This window comes from Aquisphaera insulae (assembly GCF_011064615.1).
In the GTDB taxonomy this organism is placed as follows: Bacteria; Planctomycetota; Planctomycetia; order Isosphaerales; family Isosphaeraceae; genus Aquisphaera; species Aquisphaera insulae.
Genome location: NZ_JAALJH010000025.1, coordinates 15,081 through 35,815, shown reverse-complemented (window position 1 = coordinate 35,815; position 20,735 = coordinate 15,081). Strand labels below are relative to the sequence as shown.

Genomic DNA, 20,735 nt, shown 5'->3' with positions numbered 1-20,735 from the left:
TCTGTCCCGAAAAAGGCGAGCGGCGGGCGTCAGCCCCCTGTCCGGAACCGAGAAGCCAGGGGGCTGACGCCCCCCGCTCGCCTCGGAACCAGGCTTCCGGGACAGCCGCTCAGAGGATGCTGCGGACGAGCCCCCCGTCCACTCGCAGGGTCGCGCCATTGACGGCCGAGGCCAGAGGGCTGGCGAGGAAGGCCACGGCCGCGGCGATCTCCTCGGGCCGAATCAGCCGCTGGAGGAGCGACGTCGGTCGATTCTCCGCCATGAATCTCGTCTCGGCTTCCGCCGGAGAAATGCCGGGGAAGAGCTCGGCGAGGAACTTCTGGACCCCTTCGGTCAGGGTCGAGCCGGGGAGGACCGTGTTGACGGTGACCGCCGTCCCTTTCGTCAGCTCGGCCAGGCTTCGCGCGATGGAAAGCTGCATCGTCTTGGTCGCGCTGTAGTGGGCCATCTCCGGCGCGGGGCTGATGCCCGACTCGCTCGAGATGAAGAGGATTCGCCCGCGCGACCGCTCGAGCATCCCCGCCAGGTAGTGACGACTGAGGCGGACGCCGCTGAGGATGTTGACCTCGAAGAGACGCTTCCAGGCCTCGTCGGTCTCGTCGAAGAAGCCGACCGCCTCGTAGATTCCCAGGTTGTTGACGAGGATATCCACCGCCGGATGGGCGGCGATCGTGGCGTCGCAACCCTCCGCGGTGCCATGGTCCGCCGCCAGCGGGATGAGATCGGCCCCCGGCGATCGCTCCCGGATCGACTGGATCGCCAGGCCGACCCCGGATTCGGTCCGGCCGCTGACGATGACCCTGGCTCCCTCGGCCGCGAGATGGGCCGCGATCGCCAGGCCGATTCCCCCCGTCGATCCCGTCACCAATGCTGTCTGACCGGTCAGTTGCAGGTCCATCGTCCCCCCTCGCTGTTCCGAGTCGCTTCGACGCCGCCGGACCCTCGGTGAGGAAGCGATTGCGGCGTTCGCCAGGCGGGATTATAGGATATTCGGCCGGGCCGAGATCACCCGGGATCGGGGTTCGCGCGGGCGGGCGATCAGACCGGCCGTTGACCGTGCTCGACCTGACCGAGGCCGCACGTGACCCGGTGCCCGGCTCATTTCGACGGGAAGAGCAACGGCGCGAACTCGCTCAGGTAGAGCCGCCAGTTGATCCAGGTGTGGCCGCCGTCGCTGTCCCGGGTGACCACGGGGATGCCGTGGCGCTTCAGCATCTCGACGGTCGCCTCCGAGGTCTTGATCAGGAAGTCCTCCTTGCCGCAGCCGAACCAGACGAGCTTCAGCCCCTTCTTCAGTTCCGTGTCGTCCAGGATGGACCGGTGCGACTCCTCCCATTTCGTGTCGGGCGGAGCCCCGCCGAAGCCGCCGGCGATCCCGAAGACCCCCGAGCTGAAGACGCCCACGTAGCCGAATTCGTCGAGATGCCCCCCGGCGATGTTCAGGGTCTGGGCCCCGCCCATGGAGAGGCCGGCGATCGCCCGGTTGGCGCGATCGCCGAGGACCCGGTAGCGGGACTCCACCAGCGGCTTGATGTCCTTGACGAAGTCGTCCTCGAACTCCTGCATCTGCTTCTGGAACGAATCATCGCCGGGCGGGCCGAAGCGGAATGGGCCGGTGTGGCCGGCGGGCATGATCACGACCATCGGCCTGGCCTTGCCGGCGGCGATCAGGTTGTCCAGGATCAGGCCCGCGCGGCCGATCGTGCCCCACGAGTCGTCGCAGTCGAAGGCGCCGTGGAGCAGGTAGAAGACCGGGTATTTCGCGTCCCCGGCCTCGTAGCCGGGCGGCGTGTAGACGTGCATCCGGCGGTGCCGGCCCAGGGACTTCGAGAAGTAGTTCACCGCCGCGACGGCGCCGTGCGGGACGTCCTTGAGGTCGGAGACGTCCGAGCCCGGCACGACGACCAGGCTCCAGGACTCGCTGTTGGTCTCGCTGGTGGCCGTATTCCGCGGGTCGACCACCGGGACGCCGTCCATGTCGAACCGATAGCGGTAGGCGCCCGGCGGGACCGGCCCGACCGTGGCCTCCCAGACGCCGTCATCCCGCTTGCTCATGGCGCCGCCGTTGCCCGGGGCGATGCCGGGCATGTCGCCGCCGGAGAGCCTCACCGCCGCGGCCTTCGGGGCGAAGAGCCGGAGCGTGACCTTCTTCTCCGCCGAGATCTCCGGGGAGGCGAACTCCGGGGGCCGCGGCCCCGCGGGCGGCTGGGCCCGCGCGGGGAGGGGGATCGCCAGGGTCGTCAGGATCGCAAGGCGGGCGACCAGCGTTCGGGGTCTCATTTCTCACCTTCCAGGCCGGGACGAATGGGAGCTTCCGCGCGGGAGCGACTTGACTGGCTTACCGGGACGGTGGCGCGTCGGGAAGGGGGTAGAGGGGAAATCGGGGGATCGGAGGTGGCGTCCATGGGGGCGGTCGGCCATGACGAGCCGGCCGGGACCTCTCGCCCCACCCCTTGCCGGGTTCACCGCGAGCACTTAAGGTGATACGGCGGTCGCGGGATGGCACGCAGGCCGGCATTCCACTCGGATGCCCGGCTTCCCGCGACCCGGCGCCGGGGTGCCCGGGGCCCCGACCAATTCAGGGGAGACATCCGCGATGCAAGAACACGATCCCAGGCAGGGCGGGCCGGCGGGCCCGAGCCGGCGCGACTTCCTCCGCGGTTCCGGAGTCGCCGCCGCGACGGCGGTCCTCACCGGCCAGGCCGCCACGGCCGAGGAGGCCAGGGCCGCCCAGGAATCGGCACCGCAGGTCCTCTCGGGCACGCTCGAGATCACGCTCAAGGTCAACGGGCAGGACCGCAAGGTCGCCGTCGAGCCGCGGACGACGCTGCTGGACGCGTTGCGGAACCGCCTCGACGTCACCGGGCCGAAGCGGGTCTGCGACCGCGCGAGCTGCGGCGCCTGCACCGCGATCGTCGACGGGGTGAGCGTCTATAGCTGCACGACGCTCGCGATCACCTGCCAGGGGAAGCCCATCGAGACCCTGGAGAGCTTCGACGTCGGCGACCACGGCGTCCCTCACGCCTTCCACCAGAACGACGCGCAGATGTGCGGCTACTGCACGCCCGGATTCGTCACCGCCTGCAAGGCCTTCCTCGATAAGAACCCGAACCCGACCCTCGAGGAGGTTCGGAAGGGACTGGACGGGAATATCTGCCGTTGCGGGACGTACGTCGGCGTCCTGCAGGCGGCCCTCGACGCGGCCAAAGCGCTGAAAGGAGCGTGAGCCATGGCCCTGAGCTGGCCCGAAAGTCCCCGCCTCATCGGCAAGAAGATCACCCGGTTGGACGGCCTGGCCAAGTCCTCCGGACGCGCCAAGTATCCCAGCGACATCCGCCCCGAGGGGATGCTCTTCGCCGTCCTGCTGCACAGCCCGCACGCCCACGCGAAGATCACGTCGATCGACACCTCGGCCGCGGAGAAGCTCCCCGGCGTGAAGGCCGTCTCGATCATCAACGACAAGGGCAAGACGGTGCGGTTCCACGGCGATGACATCGCCGCGGTCGCCGCCGAGACCGAGGAGCAGGCGCGGGACGCCGTCCGCGCGATCAAGGTCGTCTACGAGGTCCTCCCCCACGTCGTCACCGAGTCGCAGTCGACGGCCCCAGGCGCCCCGGAGGTCTTCAAGGGGGGCAACGCCCGCAAGGGCCGCGCCCAGGTCAAGGGGAAGCCGGAGGACGCGCTGAAGAAGGCGGATGTGGTCATTGAGGGGACGTACTCGCTCCCCGTGATCACCCACGTCTGCCTGGAGTCCCACGGTTTGACGGCGAAGTGGGATGCCCCCGACAAGTTGACCGTCTGGGCGAGCACCCAGGCCGTGCAGGTCACCGCCAACGAGCTGGCCGAGGCGTTCAGCATCCCGCCCGCCAACGTCACCGTCCTCACCGACTACATGGGGGGCGGTTTCGGCTCCAAGTTCGGCGCCGAGGTCTGGGGACGGGTCGCGGCCGAGCTCGCTCGCAAGGCCGGCCGGCCGGTCCGGCTCTTCCTCGACCGCGAGCAGGAGCACCTCGCCGGCGGCAACCGGCCGAGCGCCTCCGGCAAGGTCCGGATCGGCGCGACCAAGGACGGCAAGCTCGTCGGCCTGATCGCCGAGACGGCCGGCACCGGCGGCGCCCGCGGCGGGTCGAACTTCCCCTTCCCCTACGTCTACGCGATCCCCAACGTCTCGCGGGCCCACACCGAGGTCTTCGTCAACGGCGGCGGGGCGCGGGCGATGCGGGCCCCGGGCCATCCCCAGGGCTGCGCGATCATGGAAGCGGCGATGGACGACCTCGCCGACAAGCTCGGGGTCGATCCGCTCGAGTTCCGCCTCCGGAACCTCGACCCCAACGAGTTCCGCACGCCGATGTACCAGGCCGAGGTGAAGATCGGGGCCGAGCTGATCGGCTGGAAGGACAGGCGCAAGCCGCGCGGCCAGAACGGCGGAGGCGGCCCCATCAAGCACGGGATCGGGATGGGCCTGCACCAGTGGGGCGGCGGCGGCGACCTGGACAAGAAGGTCACCTGCACGATCAACCCGGACGGCTCGGTCGAGATGAAGTCGGCCACCCAGGACCTGGGCACCGGCATCCGCACCGTCCTGGCCATCATCGCGGCCGAGGTCCTGGGACTCCAGCCGACCGACGTGATCGCCAGCATCGGCAACTCCTCCTACCCGCCCGGCCAGGCCTCGGGCGGCTCCACGACCACGCCGTCGATGGCCCCGCCGGCCCTCGACGCCGTGACCAGGGCCCGCGACGCCCTGTTCAAGAAGATCGCCCCGGCGCTCCAGGCCGCGCCCGAGGAGCTGACCCTTCGCGAGGGGCAGCTCATGGTCCGCGGCGAGCTCAGCATGAGCTGGAAGGACGCCTGCCGGAAGCTCGGCATGGCCTCGGTCTCCGAGACCGGCGCCGCGGCCGAGGGCCTGGCCAGCTCCGGCGTCGCCGGCTGCCAGTTCGCCGAGGTCGCCGTGGACGTGGAGACCGGCGTGGTCCGCGTCAAGAAGATCGTCGCCGTCCAGGACTCCGGCCTGATCATCGACCGCCTCACCTGGGAGAGCCAGGTCTACGGCGGCGTCATCATGGGGCTCAACTACGGGCTCTTCGAGGAGCGGATCATGGATCCCGAGACGGGCGTCATGCTCAACCCGGACCTCGAGATGTACAAGCTCGCCGGCGCCTCGGACATCCCCGAGATCGTGATCCATGCCTACCAGCCGGACGACCAGAAGGCCCGCGGGGTGATCGGCATCGGCGAGCCGCCGACGATCGCCACCGCCGCGGCGATCGCCAACGCGGTGACCAACGCCATCGGCGTCCGGGTCCCCGAGTGGCCGATGACCCCCCGGAACGTCCTCAACGCCCTGGCCACCGCATCCAAAGAAGGGAAGGCGTGACCCCATGAATGCCTTTGAATTCGCCGCTCCCACCTCCGTCGAGGACGCGGTCAAGCTCCTGGGCGCGCCGGACACCGCGGCGCTCTCCGGAGGGACGGACCTCCTCGGCCGGCTGAAGGACTACGTCGCCTCGCCGAAGCGGGTCGTCTACCTCAAGGACATCAAGCCGCTGGGGGGCATCTCCGGCGACGCCGCCTCGGGCCTGACCATCGGCGCGGGGACGAACCTCGTCCAGCTCGTCGAGAGCAAGGCCGTGAAGGAGGGCTATCCCGCCCTCTGGCAGTCCACGCTCGAGGTCGGGACGCCCCAGATCCGCAACATGGCCACCCTGGGGGGCAACCTGCTCCAGCGGCCCCGCTGCTGGTACTATCACGCCGGCAACGGCCTGCTCGCGATGAAGGACGGCAAGAGCCTGGTCCGCGAGGGGGACAACCGCTACCACGCCATCTTCATGACCTCCGGCGACGCCCTGTTCGTCTCCCCGTCCAGCCTGGCCGTCCCGCTGATCGCCCTGGAGGCGAAGGCGGTCGTCGCCGGCCCGAAGGGGGAGCGGACGGTCCCGGTGGAAGAACTCTACCAGGTGCCCAAGTCCGAGGCCGACCGCGAGCTGACCGTCGCCCCGGGCGAGCTCCTGACCAAGATCATGATCCCGCCGGCCCGGGGCAAGAACGCCTCGTACGAGGTCCGTCAGAAGCAGGCCCACGACTGGCCGCTGGTGATGGCCTCCGTCAATCTCCGGATGGACGGCGAGAACGTCGCCAGCTCCCGGGTCGTCGTCTACGGCGTCGCGCCGGTCCCCTATCGGTGCGAGGCGGCCGAGAAGGCCGTCGCCGGCAAGGGCATCACGGTCGAGGTCGCGACCGCCGCCGGCGCCGCGGCCGTCGCGGGTGCCGCCCCGCTCTCGATGAACGCCTACAAGGTGGCCCTGACCCGGACGGCCGTGAAGCGGGCGCTGCTCGCGGCGGCCGACAAGCGCTACTGGGAATTCTGACCATGATCGGCCCGGACCGCGACGACGAACCGGCGGCCCCGCCGGCCCCTCGCTGCCGCCACCTGCGGAGCCAGGGCATGTACGTCTTCACCGACGGCCGCCCCCGCGACCGCCGGGACGACTGCGACACCACCATCTACTGGTGCGTCAAGACGCTCAAGGGCTACGGGCCCGACGACGAGATGGTCGCCCGGGACGATTGCTGCCAGCCCGCCCGATCCTGCTACGAGCCGTTCTGATCGCCTCGATGCCGGTCGGTTCGCCCCTCACGAGTGCCCCGACGGAGGCCCTTCCTCCGCCGGGGCCTCTTCGTTTCCCCGCCCGCCGACGCGGCAGAATCCCGAGACCCTGCCGGACCTGAGTTCAGCGAATAATGATGAGAGGGAGGCTCAAATTTCTTCACGATTCCGTCTTGATCGACTTCCCACAAAACGTCATTCTCAGATACGTCGTTTCTCTGGTTGGAGATGACGACTCATTTCCATCTGGACATTTCCTGAACCGATCCCGGAAGGAGAGAGACCATGGGCGACGCGCGAGACACCGCCAAGAAGAAGAAGGCCGACGAGAAGAAGTCCGCCAAGCCGGCCGCCAAGGCCGCCGCCAAGCCGGCCGCCGAGGCCAAGGCTGCCCCCGCCAAGCCGGCCGCCAAGGCCGGCAAGAAGTGATCCGATTCCCGCGATCGATCGGGGGATGGGCCGCGGCTAGACGCCGCTGACGCCGGGTTCGCCCCGGTCCATCCCCTCCCCCTCCACGGCCCTCGGCCCGGCCCCGACCGCCGGCCCCTCCCGGCCCCATTTCCGCCCGATCGCCGCATCCAGGCTGCGGCTCGAGATCGCCACCACGAACGGGTGGGACGGGACGGCATTCTGCTCATCGGCGAGCTCGCGCGCCAGGATCGCCGCCGATTCTGCGAGCCCCGGCTCCTCGCCGTGCCGCCAGTACAGGCTCATCCACGAGAGCATACCCCGGTACGTCTCCATCCGGTGGATGAGGACGTGCTCAAAGAGGAACCGGTACGCGCCGGAGTCCCTCATCGGGTCCGCGGCGCGACCTTCCCGGAGCACGATCTCCTCGCCGAGCTCCTGCGTCAGCGCGGACCGGTCGAGCCAGCCGGGGCAGGCCTCGAGGACCTCACCGGCCCTCCGGAGCAGGTCCGAGGGATCGGGCCCGCCGGGATCCTCCGGATCGGCCGGGCTCGGACGCTCCGGATCGGCCGGGAGGGGATTCCATTCGCCGAGCAGGGTCGCGGGGAACAACGGGCCGAGGATCGTCCTGAGCCAGGAGCCGACCGAGGCGGGGAGTCCGGACCGGGACCGCCGCAGGCCGGTGGCGAGGAGTCGCAAAGCCAGCTCGGGGACGTCGCCGAGGGCCTCGCCTCCGGCCCCGTCGATCGCCTCGCGAAGCAGGGCGCCGGCCTCCGGAGACTCGGATTCTTCGCGACCGACGGCGTCGATGAGACCGGTCGAGACGTCGCAGAGGAAGAGGGCCGTCCTCCGGCGACCGTCGAGGGTGGTCGAGAGCCCGATGGTCCCTCGGCCCTCGCCGTTCACCGTCGTCACCACGGAATGCAGCAGTTGGGGCCGGGCCGCGTCGCCCGCGGGGATGATCTCCCGGCCCGGACCGATGGCCACGATCCCGACCCTCGGCGGGTCCTCGGCGGGGCGCCGAACCTGGTTCGCGAGATCGCGGGTCGACGGGTCGTGCGACGAACCGAGCATCCGCAGCAGACGGCCCACGCCGGCCGTCCTCGGCAAGCCGCCCAGACCCTCGACGATGGCGTGGCGGGTCTCCGGGTCGAGCACCTCCAGGCCCTCGAAGGCCCGGCGGCATTCCTCCGGGTCCGCCTCGAGCCGCTCCACCAGCTCATCGAGGTGGAGCCCGCCGGGGTCGGGGTCCTCGCCGTCCTGGACCATCGTCGGGCGCTCCCTTGCCTCGTCAATCCTGGCGGGGACGGCCGGGATTCACCCAGACGCGACCGAGAGGCCGGGCCTCCCGTCGATGGCCCTCCCGCGGAGCCTCAACCGTGGAATAATACCGGCCGGGGCCAGACTCCCGCCGGAATTCATGCAGGGGCGTCGTGCCGGCCGGGGGGTTCGAATCGTCGGCCGGGATCAGGAAGAAGAGCGGCCTCGCCCCCTCCTTCCGCTCCACGGTCAGGATCTGCTCCCCGCGCCCGTCCGTCTGCTCGAACACCGGGACCGAAGCCGCCCCCGGCCGGTCCGGCGCGAAGAAGGCGATCTCCCGATACGCCCGGGCGGGATCATGGTCCATCCCCGCCCGGGGAGCAAGGCGGATCGATCCCGACGACGAGGCGGGATCGCGAACCTCGTGGATCGCCACCGGCAGCGCGAGCCGGGGATCGGCCAGGTCGAGCTGGTACATGACCTGGTTGTAGTCGTATCTTGGCGTCGGATCGTCGTTGCCGGAGAAGGTGAATGTGTAGGTCCCCTCGAAGTAGACGAGCCGGCCGCCGTCCTGGTCGAAGACCGGATGCTGCTTCGGGTTGTAGAAGCTGTATTTCTCGTGGGTCACGATCTTGCGGGCGAACACGAACGGCCCCTGGGGCGCATCCGCCTCGGCGAACCAGACCTCGCCGAGCATCGACGTCCCGAAGGTCTCCACCGCGATCAGGATCCAGCGCTTGCGGAAATCGTTCCAGTAGACCGTCCCGCCATGCGCCAGGACCCGCTTGCCGGTCGCGACGTCGCGGAGGTGGAAGAGCCCTTCCCCGGGCTTGAGGGTCCCGGCCGCCGCGAGCTGGTCCTGATCCGCGTGGGAGAGGACCGGCGCCCGCTTCTTCCAGGCGTAGTTCAAGGTGCCGTCGGCGTTTCGTTCCACCCTCTTCTCCGAGGCCCGGCTCGAGGGGGCGAGGCAGGTGTACGATTCCCAGGTCTCCGGATCGGCCATCGCCGCCGGCGTGGCCGGGACGCGGACGATCGGATACGGGCTGCTGAAATAGACATATTCCACATTCCCGTCCTTGCGGAGGAACGTGTGCCCGCTCGGCTGGGTGCCGGCGGATTCGGCCGGGTCGCCGGAGATCCGCGCCCGCTTCTCGAACCGGCGTGACCCGAGGTCCCACTCGACCAGCCCGGCCTCGTAGGTCGAGAGCGGGGGCTTGATCTTGGCGTAATAGGCGAGCATTCGCTCCTTGCCCGCCGGGTCGCGGAGGACCGTCAGCCCGGTGACCCAGGTCGGGCCGGACCCGGGCAGCTCGCAGGTTGGCCGGGCGAAGCCGTCCGGGCCGGTGAAGTAGGTCAGGTTGATCCCCCTCGCCGGGTCGAGCCCCCCCTGCCCCGGCAGGTCGGACACGGCTCCCGGCGTGTGGAAGTTCCCCAGGGGATAGCCGGGCTTGCCGGTATCGCCCCAGAACCAGTGGATCTTCCCGGCGTAGACCGCTTCCAGGACGCTGTCCTGACCCATGACCTGGCCATTGAGGACCGGCTCGGCCGTGGGGACGGGCGTCCCGGTCAGGACGCTGTCGCGGTAGATCCCCGCGCCCGTGATCCGGTAGATCCGCCGGGCGACGTTGAGGCGGCGGACCTTCACCCGGGCCGTGCCGCCGGATGTCGTGTCCAGGGCCAGGCCGCGAATGCCGAAGCCGTCCTTGGGATACTCGTAGCCATGGCCCTTGATCTCGAAGTGGACCTTCCGCCCCAGCAGCCCCGGCTCGTCGAACGCGACCACGCCGTTGCTGTCGGTCACGTAGCGAATCTGGTTGGTCGTCTTGAGCTCGATCAGGGGCACGCCGCGGCCGGTCTCGTCGTCCACGACCTCGATCCTGAACGGGGCCGCCGCCGCCGGGCCGGGCGCGGGCCCATCCGCCGGGGCGGCCGCCGAGGCTCGGATGCAGAGGGCCATCAGGACCAGGGGCGCGATCGATCCGAGACGAAGCCTGCGGTCAGTGCCCGCGCGATCGGAGTGTGTCGTTCCAGTCGTCGTCGAGGGGCAGAAACTCGCGCTCGAGCTCGGCACGTTCATAGCGGGAGGGCTCCAGTTCCGTGACAAACCGGCTGGCGGTCGCGAAAGTCAGGGGGCCGTAGCCGCCCCGGGTGACCGTGGACGGATACGTGAGCATCAGCTCGTTCTTGGCCCGACTGACCGCGACGTAGAAGATGCGCCTCTCCTCCTCCACGCCGCCGGGCTCGTTCAGGACACGATGGTTGGGGAAGGTGTCCTCGATGAGACGGATGACGAAGACGTGCGACCACTCCAGCCCCTTGGCCTGGTGGACCGTGCTCAGGACCAGCACGTCCCGGGTGTCGGAGGGAGACGCGGTGTCCATCCCATAGATGTCCCCCGCGAGCAGGAGCTCGGCGAGGAGGCGCTCGAGGCTATCGTAGCGAGCGGCCAGGACCGAGAACTGCTCGAGGTCGGCCAGCCGGTTTTCCGGCCGCTCGTACTTCTGGCGGACGACGGCCGGGTAGCCTCCCTTGAGGAGCGCGTCGATCGCCGCCGAGGGGTGGCGTTCCGGGTCGGTCGCGAGGACCTTGCGGAGGTCGTTCACGAAGGCCGCGTAGAATCCCCGACTCTTGGTCGGCACGGCCGCCATGGCCTCCTGAGTAGCCATCGCGGCCAGGGGGTCGGCGGATTCGCCGAGCCTGGCGAAGATCGCCCCGGCCTTCGCCGGGCCGATCCCGGGGAGGAGCAGCAGGATCCGCCTCCACGAGGCCTCGTCGAGCGGGTTGACGACCACCCGGAGGTGGGCCAGCACATCCTTGATGTGGGCCTGTTCGAAGAACCGCAACCCGCTCCTGACGGTGTACGGGATCCCCCGCGCCACGAGCTCACCCTGGAGGACGACGCTGTCCTGGTGGTTCCGGTAGAGGACCGCGATCTCTCCGAGCGGCACGTCGTTGTCGCGGGCGTCGAGGACCTGCTGGCAGACGAGGTCGGCCTCCTCGTAGACGTCGGCCGCCGCGACGACGGCGGGCAGCAGTCCGTCGCCTCGCGCCGAGGTGAGCGCCTTGGGGAAGCCCGACTGATTGTGGCGGATCGAGTCCGCCGTCAGGGCCACGATCTGCGGCGTGGACCGGTAGTTCACGTCGAGCGTGAAGGTCCGTGCTACGGGATGGCGCCTGGGGAACTCGAGGATGTTGTCGTAGTTCGCGCCCCGGAACTTGTAGATCGACTGGGCGTCGTCGCCGACGGCCGTGAGGTTACCGGCCCCCGCGGCGGCGATCATCTCCACGGTCTCCACCTGGAGCGCGTTCGTGTCCTGCATCTCGTCGATCAGGATGTGGCCGAAGAGCCTGGCCTGCTCCTCGAGCTGGCCGGGGAAGTCCACCAGGAGCCGGAGCCAGAGGACCAAAAGGTCGTCGTAGTCCATGCAATTGGCCGAGCGCTTGCGCGCCGAGTAGGCGTCGGCGACCTTCTCGATCTGGGGCCGCCATTCCGACAGGTGGGGATGCTGGCTGTCGATCAGGTCGGCGAGCGTTCGCCTGGTGTTGAGCGCGAAGCTGATCAGGTGCATCAGCTCGGCCGGCTTGGGGGCCAGTTTCTCCTGGCCCGAGAGGCCGCCGTCCTGCCAGGCCAGTTTCATCAGGTCGAGCTGGTCCTCGCTGTCCAGGATCGTGAAGTTGGGCCGGTAACCCAACAGTTCGGCGGGTCGGCGGAGGAGCCGGTTGCCGATCGCGTGGAACGTGCCGGCCCAGACCTTCTGGGCCTCGGGGCCGATGAGGGCCTCGAGCCGATGGACCATCTCGCGGGCCGCGCGGCGGGTGAAGGTCACCAGCAGGATCGATTGCGCCGGGACGCCGCGGGCGATGAGGTAGGCCACCCGGTAGGTGACCACGCGGGTCTTGCCCGATCCCGGACCGGCCAGGATCAGGTTGTACCCGTCCGGCGCCACCACCGCGGCCCGCTGCGAGTCGTTCAGGTCCTCCTCGAGGTGCCTGGCGAGCTTCGTTGGCAGGGTCTGCTTGAGCTTGATCTTCCGCATGGTGCATCCGCAGAAGGTCATGGGATCGGTGGCCGACCGGAGTGCCCCCCGATTATACCCGGACCTTCCGCGTGCCCGACAGCCGGAGAGGGGGCATCGACGGGATCATGCCGGCAGTCGCCGAGCGATACCCGACGCCCCGTGTTCGCGGACGATCACCCGCTGGCCACGAGTGAGTCTCACCCCCCGGCGATGGCCCCGACGATGAGGAACGGCTCGAGGCCCGCCGCGACGGCCTCGGGTAGGGGCGTCTCCGGTGGGTCGAGCGAGTAATCGCGGGCGCAGGCGAAGAACCGGAGGAAGGGCCGGCGGCGTAACGTGCCGTGGTCGCGGATCGTGCCCCGGAGGACCGGGTAGCGGGCCTCGAGGGCGTCGAGGACCGCGCCCAGGGTCGCGGGGTCGGGCACGCTGAGCGCCACGTCCCCCTCGACCCGGGCCATGTTCCGGAGATGGTAGGGGAGCACGACGTGGATCATGCGAGCGACTGCACCTCGACGGAGAGGACCGGCGGGAGGTCCCGAACGATCGGCGTCCAGTGGTCGCCGCCGTCGGGGGAGCCGTAGACCTGGCCGCCCGTGGTGCCGAAGTAGATGCCGCACGGATCCAGGGCGTCCACGCACATGGCGTCACGGAGGACGTTGACGTAGCAGTCGCGCTGGGGGAGGCCGTTCGTCAGCGGCTCCCACTCGCCGCCGCCGGTCCGGCTCCGGTAGACGCGGAGCTTGCCCTCGGGCGGATAGTGCTCGGAGTCGCTCTTGATCGGGACGACGTACACGGTCTCGGGCTCGTGCGCGTGGACGTCGATCGGGAAGCCGAAGTCCGAGGGGAGGTTCCCGCTGACCTCACGCCAGGTGCCCCCTGCGTCGTCGGTCCGCATGACGTCCCAGTGCTTCTGCATGTAGAGCGTGTCCGGCCGGGCGGGATGGAGCGCGATCCGGTGGACGCAATGGCCCACCTCGGCGTTCGGATCGGGCATGAACTGCGAGCTCAGGCCGCGATTGGCGGGCGTCCAGGTCAGGCCCCCGTCGTCGGTCCGGAAGACGCCGGCCGCGGAGATGGCGATGAAGATCCGCTTCGGTCGGGTCGGATCCAGGAGGATCGTGTGCAGGCCCATCCCGCCGGCCCCGGGCTGCCAGCTCGGGCCGGACTCGTGGCCGCGGAGGCCGGAGAGCTCGTGCCAGGTCAGGCCGCCGTCGGTCGATCGGAAGAGCGCGGCGTCCTCGACCCCGGCGTAGACCGTGTCCGGGTCGTGGAGCGAGGGCTCGAGGTGCCAGACCCGCTTGAACTCCCACGGGTGCTGGGTCCCGTCGTACCAGAGGTGAGTCGTCAGCGGCCTGCCCGTCTCCGGCGAGGTGTCGTAGACGAAGCGATTGCTCTCCCCCATGGGCATCCCCTCGGGCGCGGTCGTCGGCCCGCCCCCGGGCGGGCTCCACGTCTTGCCCCCGTCATCCGACCGCTGGAGGACCTGGCCGAACCAGCCGCTGGACTGGGACGCGTAGATCCGGTCGGGATCGGCGGCCGACGCCTTGAGGTGGTAGATTTCCCAGCCGGCGAAGTGGGGGCCGCTCACCTCCCAGCGGTCCCGCTTGCCGTCGGCCGTCAGCGTGAAGGCACCCTTGCGGGTGCCGACCAGGACGCGTACCCCGCTCATCATCACCTCCGAGACGTCGGAAGGAATCGGGCCGAGCGGACGGTCCGCCCGGGTCGTGCAAATCCGTCGGAGAGGCCGAAGCAAGCCTCAGGACGACGAGCCTCGGAGCCGGGCCTTGGCCTCGGCGCGGAGCCGCCGCTCCTGCTCGCGGTCCTCGTCGGTCAAATCGCTCGGATCGAATTCGCCGGGCTCGAACATCGGTCGGATCTCGATCTCGGAGTCGGCGTCGAACGGACACGGGCAGCGCCTGACCCAGTCGATGGCCTCCTGGAGCGACCCCACTTCCCAGAGCCAGAATCCGGCGATCAGCTCCTTGGCCTCCGCGAAGGGGCCGTCGGTCACGATCCGATCCTTCCCGGAGAAGCGGACGCGGGCCCCTTGCGAGCTGGGCTTGAGCCCCCCGGCCTCGAGCCAGACCCCGGCCTTCGCGAGCTCCTGGTTGAACTGATCCATGTCCCTGATGAGCTGCTCGCTCGGGAAGCCTCCCGCCTCGGATTCCGCCGTCGCCTTGACGATCACCATCACTCTCATCGCGTCATCTCCGGAGGTTCCTGTCAGGATCTCGACGCGAAGAGCGGCTCGGGCCCCAGGGGCAGCCCCGGGAGCTCCACGATCGGACGGACCTCGATCGTCCCATCCCGGGCGGCGGGGATCCGTGCGGCGATCGCGATGGCCTCCTCACGGTCACTCGCCTCGACCAGGAAATAGCCGCCGAGCTGCTCGCGAGTCTCCGCGAAAGGGCCGTCGGTCACGAGCGGCTTCCCCTCGCGGACCCGGACGCTCGCGGCGGTGGAGATCGGCTGAAGCGGCGAGGCGCCAAAGAACCGGCCCTGCCCGTGGAGCTCCCGGCAGAGCTCGGTGGACTCCTCGTAGCAGTCCTGCCGCTGCCGCTCCGTGAGGGCGTTTTCTTCCAGGTAGACCAGCAGCAAGAACTTCATCGACTCTCCATTCTGCCCGGCCGCCTGGGACCGCGGCACACGGGGATCAGGTCACGCAGCCGGGGCTCGCGGAGGCAGAGCCCCAACCAGAGGATCGCGCCAAGGAGGATAGGGAAGGCCACCGGGAATGCCGGACCGCCCACGCGCAGGTGGGTCCATACGGCCCCGCCGAGGTAACCCGTCAGCAGGAGCGCACCGAGCACGGCCGTCGGGGGTGCGGCGTGGAGGAGAGTGGCCGCGATCAGGACGCCGCCGAGCCACGGGATCGTCCACTCGGGCACGTCGAGCCTGGCGCATGCCTCCAAAACCGGTCCGAACTTGAGAACCTTCGCGATTCCGTCGACCAGCAGGAAGAGCACGACCACGCTCGAAATCACGCGTCCCACCCACTTCGCCACCGGCGACGGAGGGATTACCCGAGTTCCCGATTCGACGCAAGTGCTCATCGGAATCATTCCTTTTCGCGGTCGCACGCCCGTGCTCCCTCAACTCGGGGGCCTTTCACCAGGCTTGCTCCTGGTCGAATGGCGGACGCGAACAACGACATCGCTCCTCCTTTTTTTCTATTTCCCATCGATCCGCGACTCCATGATGAGCGTAGTGAATCCTGGCCGGGCCATTTTCTGACGAATCCTTTCCTGTTTCCTCAGGACTTGAGGCCGGTTTCGGGCTGCGCGGACCGGCCTGCCGGGAGGTCGTCCATGATCCGGACTTGTCGGAATCTGGTCGTGATCGCGTCTTGCGCCATGCTCGCATGGGGGTGTAATGAGCAGTCGGCCCGGGAGTCTGGTCCTCGCGTAGCGTCGACCCGGTTCGAGAAGGTCCCGGCCGTTCCCGCAGCCACCGACATCCCCGAGGGCAACCCGGGCGAACCTGTCCAGGGCCAGGAGACCTACGCGAAGGTCACGGACAACCCCTTCGTGCCGGTCTCCCGAGAACCCCTCTCGACGTTCTCGATCGACGTCGACACCGCCAGTTATGCCAACGTCAGGCGCTTCCTCGCGCAGAGCAGTCGTCCCCCCAGAGACGCTGTCCGGATCGAGGAACTCCTCAATTACTTCCACTACGACGATCCTCCTCCCGCCGGAGACGAGCCGTTCGCCGTCCATGCCGAGATCGCCGGCTGCCCCTGGCAGCCCGACCATCGGCTCGCCCGGATCGGGATCACCGGCCGGAAGGTCGAGGCAGGCGGGCGTCCGCTCAGCAACCTGGTCTTCCTGATCGACGTCTCCGGCTCGATGCTGGCCCCCAACAAGCTGCCCTTGCTGGTGGGGTCGCTCAAGACGCTGGTCAATCAGCTCGGCGAGAACGACCGGGTGGCGATCGTTGTCTACGCCGGCGCATCAGGGCTGATCCTCCCGTCCACCACCTGCGACCGCAAGGCGACCATCCTCGAGGCGCTCGACAACCTCCAGGCCGGCGGCTCGACCAACGGCGGGGCGGGGATCCAGCTTGCCTACGACACGGCGGTCCAGAACTTCATCAAGAACGGCACCAACCGCGTCATCCTGGCGACAGACGGCGATTTCAACGTCGGAATGACCGGCCACGACGAGCTGGTCCGTCTCATCGAGAGCAAGGCAAGGAGCGGCGTCTTCCTGAGCGTCTTCGGCTTCGGCATGGGGAACCTCAAGGAGTCGGTCCTTGAACAGCTCGCCGACAAGGGCAACGGCCAGTATGGCTACATCGACACCCCGCGCGAGGCCCGCAAGGTCTTCGTCGAGGAACTCGGCGGGACCCTCGTGACGATCGCCAAGGACGTGAAGATCCAGGTCGAATTCAATCCGGCGCGGGTTGGGGCGTACCGGCTGATCGGCTACGAGAACCGACTCCTGAGCACTCGAGACTTCAACGACGACACGAAGGATGCGGGCGAGATCGGAGCGGGGCACCATGTCACGGCTCTTTACGAGTTGATACCGCCCGGCAAGGAGACGGCCCTGACCGGGGACGCAACCGAGACGCTCGAGTTCCAGACGCCCACCTCGACCGGCGGACGGCATCTCGAATCGCTCCTGGTCAAGATCCGCTTCAAAGCGCCCGACGCGGACGTCAGCCGGCTGGTCAAGGGGGGCGTGGTGGATGGGGACACGCCCGCGGAATCGGCCTCGCGTGACCTGCGATTCGCGGCGGCCGTCGCCGGTTTCGGGATGCTCCTCCGCGATTCGCCTCACAAGGGGAACCTGACGTGGTCACGCGTCGTGGACCTCGCGACCCCGGCCGTCGGCGAGGACCCCGGCGGCTATCGCCGCGAGTTCCTCGAACTGGTGACGAAAGCTGCAGCCCTGGGCCGGTGACCCACGAAGCTTGCGACCGGTCGCCATTCATCTCATCCCAGCTCGCGGAGTCGCCGCTGGAGGAACCGGCGCTCCGGCTCCTGCCTGGCGAGCTCGAGGGCCCGGGTGTAGGACGCGCGGGCCTCGTCCGCGCGGCCCAGCCGCCGGCAGAGATCGGCCCGGGCGGCGTGGGCGAGGTGGTAGCCCTCGAGGGCCCCGCCTCCGAGCAGGGAGTCCACCTGCGGCAGTCCCACCGCCGGGCCATCCCTCATGGCGACCGCGACGGCTCGATTCAGCTCGACCACGGGCGAAGGGGCGGCCCGCCGCAGCAGGTCATACAGCGCCACGATCCGGGGCCAATCGGTGGCCTCGGCCGTCGCCGCGGCGGAGTGCACGGCCGCGATCGCCGCCTGGATGGTGTAGGCGCCCAGCTCCCCCGTCTGGAAGGCCCGCTCGATGAGCGCCTTCCCCTCGGCAATCAGCGTCCCGTCCCAGCGCGTGCGGTCCTGGTCCTCCAGCAGCACGATATCCCCTTCCGTCGACGACCGCGCGGAATGGCGGGACTCCTGCAGGAGCATCAGGGCGAGCAGCCCCATGACCTCGGGATCGGGGAGGAGCTGGACAAGCAGCCGCCCCAGTCGGATCGCCTCGGCGGACAGGTCGGGACGGGTGAGCGATTCGCCGGAGCTGGCGGCGTAGCCCTCGTTGAAGACCAGGTAGATGACCGAGAGGACGGCCTCGAGCCGCGCGGGGAGGTCGGCGATCGACGGGACCTCGTAGGGGATCTTGGCGTCCCGGATCCGGGCCTTGCCCCGGACGATCCGCTGGGCGATGGTCGCCGGCGTGGCGAGGAAGGCCGCCGCGATCTCCTCCGTGGTCAGCCCGCAGACCTCTCGGAGCGTGAGCGCCACCTGCGTGCTCGCCGCCAGCGCGGGGTGGCAGCAGGTGAAGACCAGGCGCAACCGGTCGTCCTCGACCTCATCGCCGGGCCCGGCGAGGGCCAGCGACTCGGCCCGCTCCAGCCGCTCTCCCAGCTCCGGCAGGGCCGCCTCGAACCGCGCCCGCCGGCGGATCGCGTCGATCGCCTTGAACCGACCCGTCGAGACCAGCCAGGCCCGGGGATTCGCGGGCATGCCGTCACGCGGCCATCGCTCCAGGGCCGCGGCGAAGGCCTCGTGAAGCGCCTCCTCCGCCACGTCGAAGTCCCCGAGCAACCGCACCAGGCTGGCAAATACCCGACGAGACTCCGCCCGATAGACGGCGTCCACCTCCTCCCGGACGCCGGTCGTTACGCAACCATCCATGACGATCGCCCCTTGACACCTGGACAGGTCATTCGGATCGACGGATGGATAGTAGCCAGATGTGCGCTGGTGGTCCAGCCAATTTCCAGGTCATTTCGGCGGACAGGACGGGAGGTCCGGATAGGCCCGGGTCGGGCATCCATCTGATCGAGGAAACACCAGAGGGCTCGGGCCATGGACTTTTCCATTTTGTGCGCGCGCCCGACACGCAATATTCCGATAAGCTCGAGGGCATGTCTTCTCGTCGATTCCCGGACTCGAACAAACGCCGTTCAATCGAGCGTCCAGGCACGCGGAGCCGGTCAGATGGCGGGCAAGTCGGCCTTGCCTGGCTGGACGATCCGCGTTACGAGTGATTCCGGTCCCCGGAGGGGAGTGGTAAACAACATGGATGTTGTCGTGAGACAGGACGTGGACGAGCGGAAGGGCGAACGGTCCATCTCATCGCTTTCCGTGGCGCGCCTGGCACTCGGGTTCGGGCTGCTGACCGGGGTGCTGGAGGTCGCGCAGTGGATCGTGCGGAACGCGATCACCGGCGGGGTCTCGCTCGGTGCGTCGCAGATGAGCCGGCACTTCGTCTGGATGATCCCGGCCTCCAACCTCCTGATCTTCGGCATCTCCGGCGCGTTCCTGGCAGGCTTCGCGTGGATCTCGCCGAGGTGGGCCGGGCGGATGACGCTGGGTCTGCTGGGCTTCCTTTGCGGCCTGGCACTCCTGCTGACCGTCCCCGGCCTGTACGCATTCGCGTGCCTCGCCGTGGCGATCGCCGCGGGGGTCCTGCTCGCCAGGCACGGCTCGCTGAACTCTCGGAGGCTCCGCCGCGGACTCGCCCTCGCCGCGATCGTCCCGGCCACCCTGGCGATCGGGCTTCACGACTGGGATCGCGTGCTCGCGGGGTTGCGAGATCGCCAGGCAAGGCCCTCGCCGGCGCACCACCGGGGGCGGCCCAACGTCCTGCTCCTGGTCCTGGATACGGTCCGGGCCGAGAGCCTGGGGCTCTATGGGTATGAGAGGGATACCACCCCCAACCTGAACCGCCTGGCGGCCCGCGCGATCCGGTTCGACCAGGCCCGGTCGACCGCCCCGTGGACCCTCCCCTCGCACGCGAGCATGTTCACGGGACGATGGCACCATGACCTGGATGTCGGGGAGAAGAAGCCCCTGGGCAAGTCGTACCCGACGATCGCGGAGGTCCTCGGCGCGCACGGATACGCCACGGCCGGCTTCATCGCCAACACCTTCTTCTGCAACCACTGGTTCGGCCTGGCGAGGGGCTTCAACCACTATGACGATTACTACGAGGAGCAGTCCGCCATCTCGGTCGAGGAGGCTCTCCGTTGCTCGTCGCTGGGCCGGCTGGCGGTCCAGGCCATGGCCGGCAGGTTCGGGGGCGTCGAGCGTCGGCGCAAGGACGCGGGGCGGATCAACGCGGCGTTCCTCTCCTGGCTGGACCGGCGATCGGACGACCAGCAGCCGTTCTTCGCCTTCCTCAATTACTTCGACGCCCACGGCCCGTTCATCCCGCCCGATGGGGCGAAGCGACCCTTCGGCAGGCCGCCGGCCGATGCCCAGGAGGCCGCCGCGATCCGAGACTGGGACGGTCGATCTCGGTCGAGCCTGACCGATCCGCAGGTCGCGCTGGCCCGGGATTCCTACGACGATTGCCTCGCCTATCTCGACGAGCAGATCGGCCGCCTCTTCGACGAGCTGGCCTGGCGGGGCGAGCTCGACGACACGGTGATCATCCTCACGGCCGACCACGGCGAGGCGATCGGGGAACACGGCCTGACCGGGCACGGTCGAAGTCTCTACGACTCCGAGGTTCGCGTCCCCCTCCTGCTCTTCCTGCCGCACCGGGCCCACGGCGGCGAGGTCGTCTCCCGGCCCGTCAGCCTGCGCGACATCCCGGCCACGATCCTGGACGTCATCGGCCTGGAAGGGACGTCCTTCCCCGGCTCGTCGTTCGCCGGGCACCACGAGGGCGAGCCCCCCGCGCTGACCGAGGTCCGGATCAAGGAAGGTGCATCCCGAAATCCCGCGAGGCCCCCCGCCTGGCGCGGGCCGATGTCGGCGATCGTCGCGGATCGGTTCTCGCTCATCCGCAACGCCGACGGCCGCGAGGAGCTCTACGACGTCCAGGCCGATCCCGGCCAGCTCCACGACCTGGCCGCCGCGACCGACTCGGCGTCCCTCCTCGAACGCCTCCGCGAGCGGCTGGACGAGATGACGGCGTCGGAGGATGAGGACGATTGAG

The 20,735-nt window shown here is 69.3% G+C and carries 18 protein-coding genes; 7 read left to right on the top strand and 11 right to left on the bottom strand.

Features of this window, described 5'->3' with window-relative positions; translation table 11 throughout:
- Positions 1-109 precede the first annotated feature (109 nt).
- On the bottom strand, positions 110-898 hold the full coding sequence (locus G6O54_RS15445) for an SDR family NAD(P)-dependent oxidoreductase (protein WP_165226545.1): 789 nt from the start codon (positions 896-898) through the stop codon (positions 110-112).
- 200 nt (positions 899-1,098) lie between these two features.
- Entirely contained in the window at positions 1,099-2,280 is a 1,182-nt protein-coding gene (locus G6O54_RS15440; protein ID WP_165226544.1) for an alpha/beta hydrolase, read from the bottom strand.
- Positions 2,281-2,596: 316 nt separating this feature from the next.
- Between G6O54_RS15440 and G6O54_RS15435 the strand changes: the two genes are divergently transcribed.
- The 5 genes from G6O54_RS15435 (at position 2,597) to G6O54_RS15415 (ending at position 7,036) form a co-directional block, all read left to right on the top strand.
- Entirely contained in the window at positions 2,597-3,226 is a 630-nt protein-coding gene (locus G6O54_RS15435) for a (2Fe-2S)-binding protein (protein ID WP_165226543.1), read from the top strand.
- 3 nt (positions 3,227-3,229) lie between these two features.
- Complete coding sequence (locus G6O54_RS15430; RefSeq protein WP_165226542.1) at positions 3,230-5,377, top strand: xanthine dehydrogenase family protein molybdopterin-binding subunit; 2,148 nt, start codon at positions 3,230-3,232, stop codon at positions 5,375-5,377.
- 4 nt (positions 5,378-5,381) lie between these two features.
- Complete coding sequence (locus tag G6O54_RS15425) at positions 5,382-6,368, top strand: FAD binding domain-containing protein (RefSeq protein WP_165226541.1); 987 nt, start codon at positions 5,382-5,384, stop codon at positions 6,366-6,368.
- 2 nt (positions 6,369-6,370) lie between these two features.
- Entirely contained in the window at positions 6,371-6,607 is a 237-nt protein-coding gene (locus tag G6O54_RS15420; RefSeq protein WP_165226540.1) for a hypothetical protein, read from the top strand.
- A 285-nt stretch (positions 6,608-6,892) separates the two neighbouring features.
- Positions 6,893-7,036 (top strand): hypothetical protein, encoded by a 144-nt coding sequence (locus G6O54_RS15415; RefSeq protein WP_165226539.1) that lies wholly within the window; start codon positions 6,893-6,895, stop codon positions 7,034-7,036.
- A 36-nt stretch (positions 7,037-7,072) separates the two neighbouring features.
- Here the strand turns inward: G6O54_RS15415 and G6O54_RS15410 are convergent, their stop codons facing one another.
- The 8 genes from G6O54_RS15410 to G6O54_RS15375 all read right to left on the bottom strand — a co-directional run bounded on the left by G6O54_RS15410 (position 7,073) and on the right by G6O54_RS15375 (position 15,287).
- The gene (locus G6O54_RS15410) at positions 7,073-8,284 is read right to left on the bottom strand and encodes a hypothetical protein (RefSeq protein WP_165226538.1); all 1,212 of its coding nucleotides are present in this window, start codon (positions 8,282-8,284) and stop codon (positions 7,073-7,075) included.
- Positions 8,285-8,306: 22 nt separating this feature from the next.
- Positions 8,307-10,142 (bottom strand): hypothetical protein, encoded by a 1,836-nt coding sequence (locus G6O54_RS15405; protein ID WP_165226537.1) that lies wholly within the window; start codon positions 10,140-10,142, stop codon positions 8,307-8,309.
- 130 nt (positions 10,143-10,272) lie between these two features.
- Positions 10,273-12,312, bottom strand: coding sequence for an ATP-dependent helicase (locus G6O54_RS15400; RefSeq protein WP_165226536.1), 2,040 nt, complete (start codon positions 12,310-12,312; stop codon positions 10,273-10,275).
- Positions 12,313-12,491: 179 nt separating this feature from the next.
- The gene (locus G6O54_RS15395; protein ID WP_165226535.1) at positions 12,492-12,788 is read right to left on the bottom strand and encodes a MoaD/ThiS family protein; all 297 of its coding nucleotides are present in this window, start codon (positions 12,786-12,788) and stop codon (positions 12,492-12,494) included.
- The gene (locus tag G6O54_RS15390; RefSeq protein ID WP_165226534.1) at positions 12,785-13,963 is read right to left on the bottom strand and encodes a WD40/YVTN/BNR-like repeat-containing protein; all 1,179 of its coding nucleotides are present in this window, start codon (positions 13,961-13,963) and stop codon (positions 12,785-12,787) included. The genes G6O54_RS15395 and G6O54_RS15390 overlap by 4 nt, the downstream gene beginning before the upstream one ends.
- A gap of 87 nt (positions 13,964-14,050) precedes the next feature.
- Entirely contained in the window at positions 14,051-14,494 is a 444-nt protein-coding gene (locus G6O54_RS15385) for a YciI family protein (RefSeq protein WP_165226533.1), read from the bottom strand.
- A gap of 23 nt (positions 14,495-14,517) precedes the next feature.
- Positions 14,518-14,901 carry a YciI family protein gene (locus tag G6O54_RS15380; protein WP_165226532.1) on the bottom strand — a complete coding sequence of 128 codons (384 nt, stop codon included), beginning with the start codon at positions 14,899-14,901 and terminating at the stop codon, positions 14,518-14,520.
- Entirely contained in the window at positions 14,898-15,287 is a 390-nt protein-coding gene (locus G6O54_RS15375; protein ID WP_250846910.1) for a DoxX family protein, read from the bottom strand. Before G6O54_RS15375 ends, G6O54_RS15380 begins: the two co-directional genes overlap by 4 nt.
- Before the next feature lie 315 nt (positions 15,288-15,602).
- Between G6O54_RS15375 and G6O54_RS15370 the strand changes: the two genes are divergently transcribed.
- The gene (locus tag G6O54_RS15370) at positions 15,603-17,198 is read left to right on the top strand and encodes a vWA domain-containing protein (protein WP_205678826.1); all 1,596 of its coding nucleotides are present in this window, start codon (positions 15,603-15,605) and stop codon (positions 17,196-17,198) included.
- Between the two features lie 32 nt (positions 17,199-17,230).
- On the opposite strand, the gene G6O54_RS15365 is transcribed toward G6O54_RS15370, so the two are convergent.
- Complete coding sequence (locus G6O54_RS15365; protein ID WP_165226529.1) at positions 17,231-18,481, bottom strand: RNA polymerase sigma factor; 1,251 nt, start codon at positions 18,479-18,481, stop codon at positions 17,231-17,233.
- 399 nt (positions 18,482-18,880) lie between these two features.
- On the opposite strand from G6O54_RS15365, the gene G6O54_RS15360 reads away from it, so the two are divergent.
- Positions 18,881-20,734 carry a sulfatase-like hydrolase/transferase gene (locus tag G6O54_RS15360; RefSeq protein WP_165226528.1) on the top strand — a complete coding sequence of 618 codons (1,854 nt, stop codon included), beginning with the start codon at positions 18,881-18,883 and terminating at the stop codon, positions 20,732-20,734.
- Position 20,735: the final 1 nt, after the last annotated feature.

Bases quoted from the DNA above. Each gene is read 5' to 3' on its own strand.
- G6O54_RS15445 (WP_165226545.1), bottom strand. From the start codon at position 898: ATGGACCTGCAACTGACCGGTCAGACAGCATTGGTGACGGGATCGACG.
- G6O54_RS15440 (WP_165226544.1), bottom strand. From the start codon at position 2,280: ATGAGACCCCGAACGCTGGTCGCCCGCCTTGCGATCCTGACGACCCTG.
- G6O54_RS15435 (WP_165226543.1), top strand. From the start codon at position 2,597: ATGCAAGAACACGATCCCAGGCAGGGCGGGCCGGCGGGCCCGAGCCGG.
- G6O54_RS15430 (WP_165226542.1), top strand. From the start codon at position 3,230: ATGGCCCTGAGCTGGCCCGAAAGTCCCCGCCTCATCGGCAAGAAGATC.
- G6O54_RS15425 (WP_165226541.1), top strand. From the start codon at position 5,382: ATGAATGCCTTTGAATTCGCCGCTCCCACCTCCGTCGAGGACGCGGTC.
- G6O54_RS15420 (WP_165226540.1), top strand. From the start codon at position 6,371: ATGATCGGCCCGGACCGCGACGACGAACCGGCGGCCCCGCCGGCCCCT.
- G6O54_RS15415 (WP_165226539.1), top strand. From the start codon at position 6,893: ATGGGCGACGCGCGAGACACCGCCAAGAAGAAGAAGGCCGACGAGAAG.
- G6O54_RS15410 (WP_165226538.1), bottom strand. From the start codon at position 8,284: ATGGTCCAGGACGGCGAGGACCCCGACCCCGGCGGGCTCCACCTCGAT.
- G6O54_RS15400 (WP_165226536.1), bottom strand. From the start codon at position 12,312: ATGCGGAAGATCAAGCTCAAGCAGACCCTGCCAACGAAGCTCGCCAGG.
- G6O54_RS15395 (WP_165226535.1), bottom strand. From the start codon at position 12,788: ATGATCCACGTCGTGCTCCCCTACCATCTCCGGAACATGGCCCGGGTC.
- G6O54_RS15390 (WP_165226534.1), bottom strand. From the start codon at position 13,963: ATGAGCGGGGTACGCGTCCTGGTCGGCACCCGCAAGGGTGCCTTCACG.
- G6O54_RS15385 (WP_165226533.1), bottom strand. From the start codon at position 14,494: ATGAGAGTGATGGTGATCGTCAAGGCGACGGCGGAATCCGAGGCGGGA.
- G6O54_RS15380 (WP_165226532.1), bottom strand. From the start codon at position 14,901: ATGAAGTTCTTGCTGCTGGTCTACCTGGAAGAAAACGCCCTCACGGAG.
- G6O54_RS15370 (WP_205678826.1), top strand. From the start codon at position 15,603: ATGATCCGGACTTGTCGGAATCTGGTCGTGATCGCGTCTTGCGCCATG.
- G6O54_RS15365 (WP_165226529.1), bottom strand. From the start codon at position 18,481: ATGGATGGTTGCGTAACGACCGGCGTCCGGGAGGAGGTGGACGCCGTC.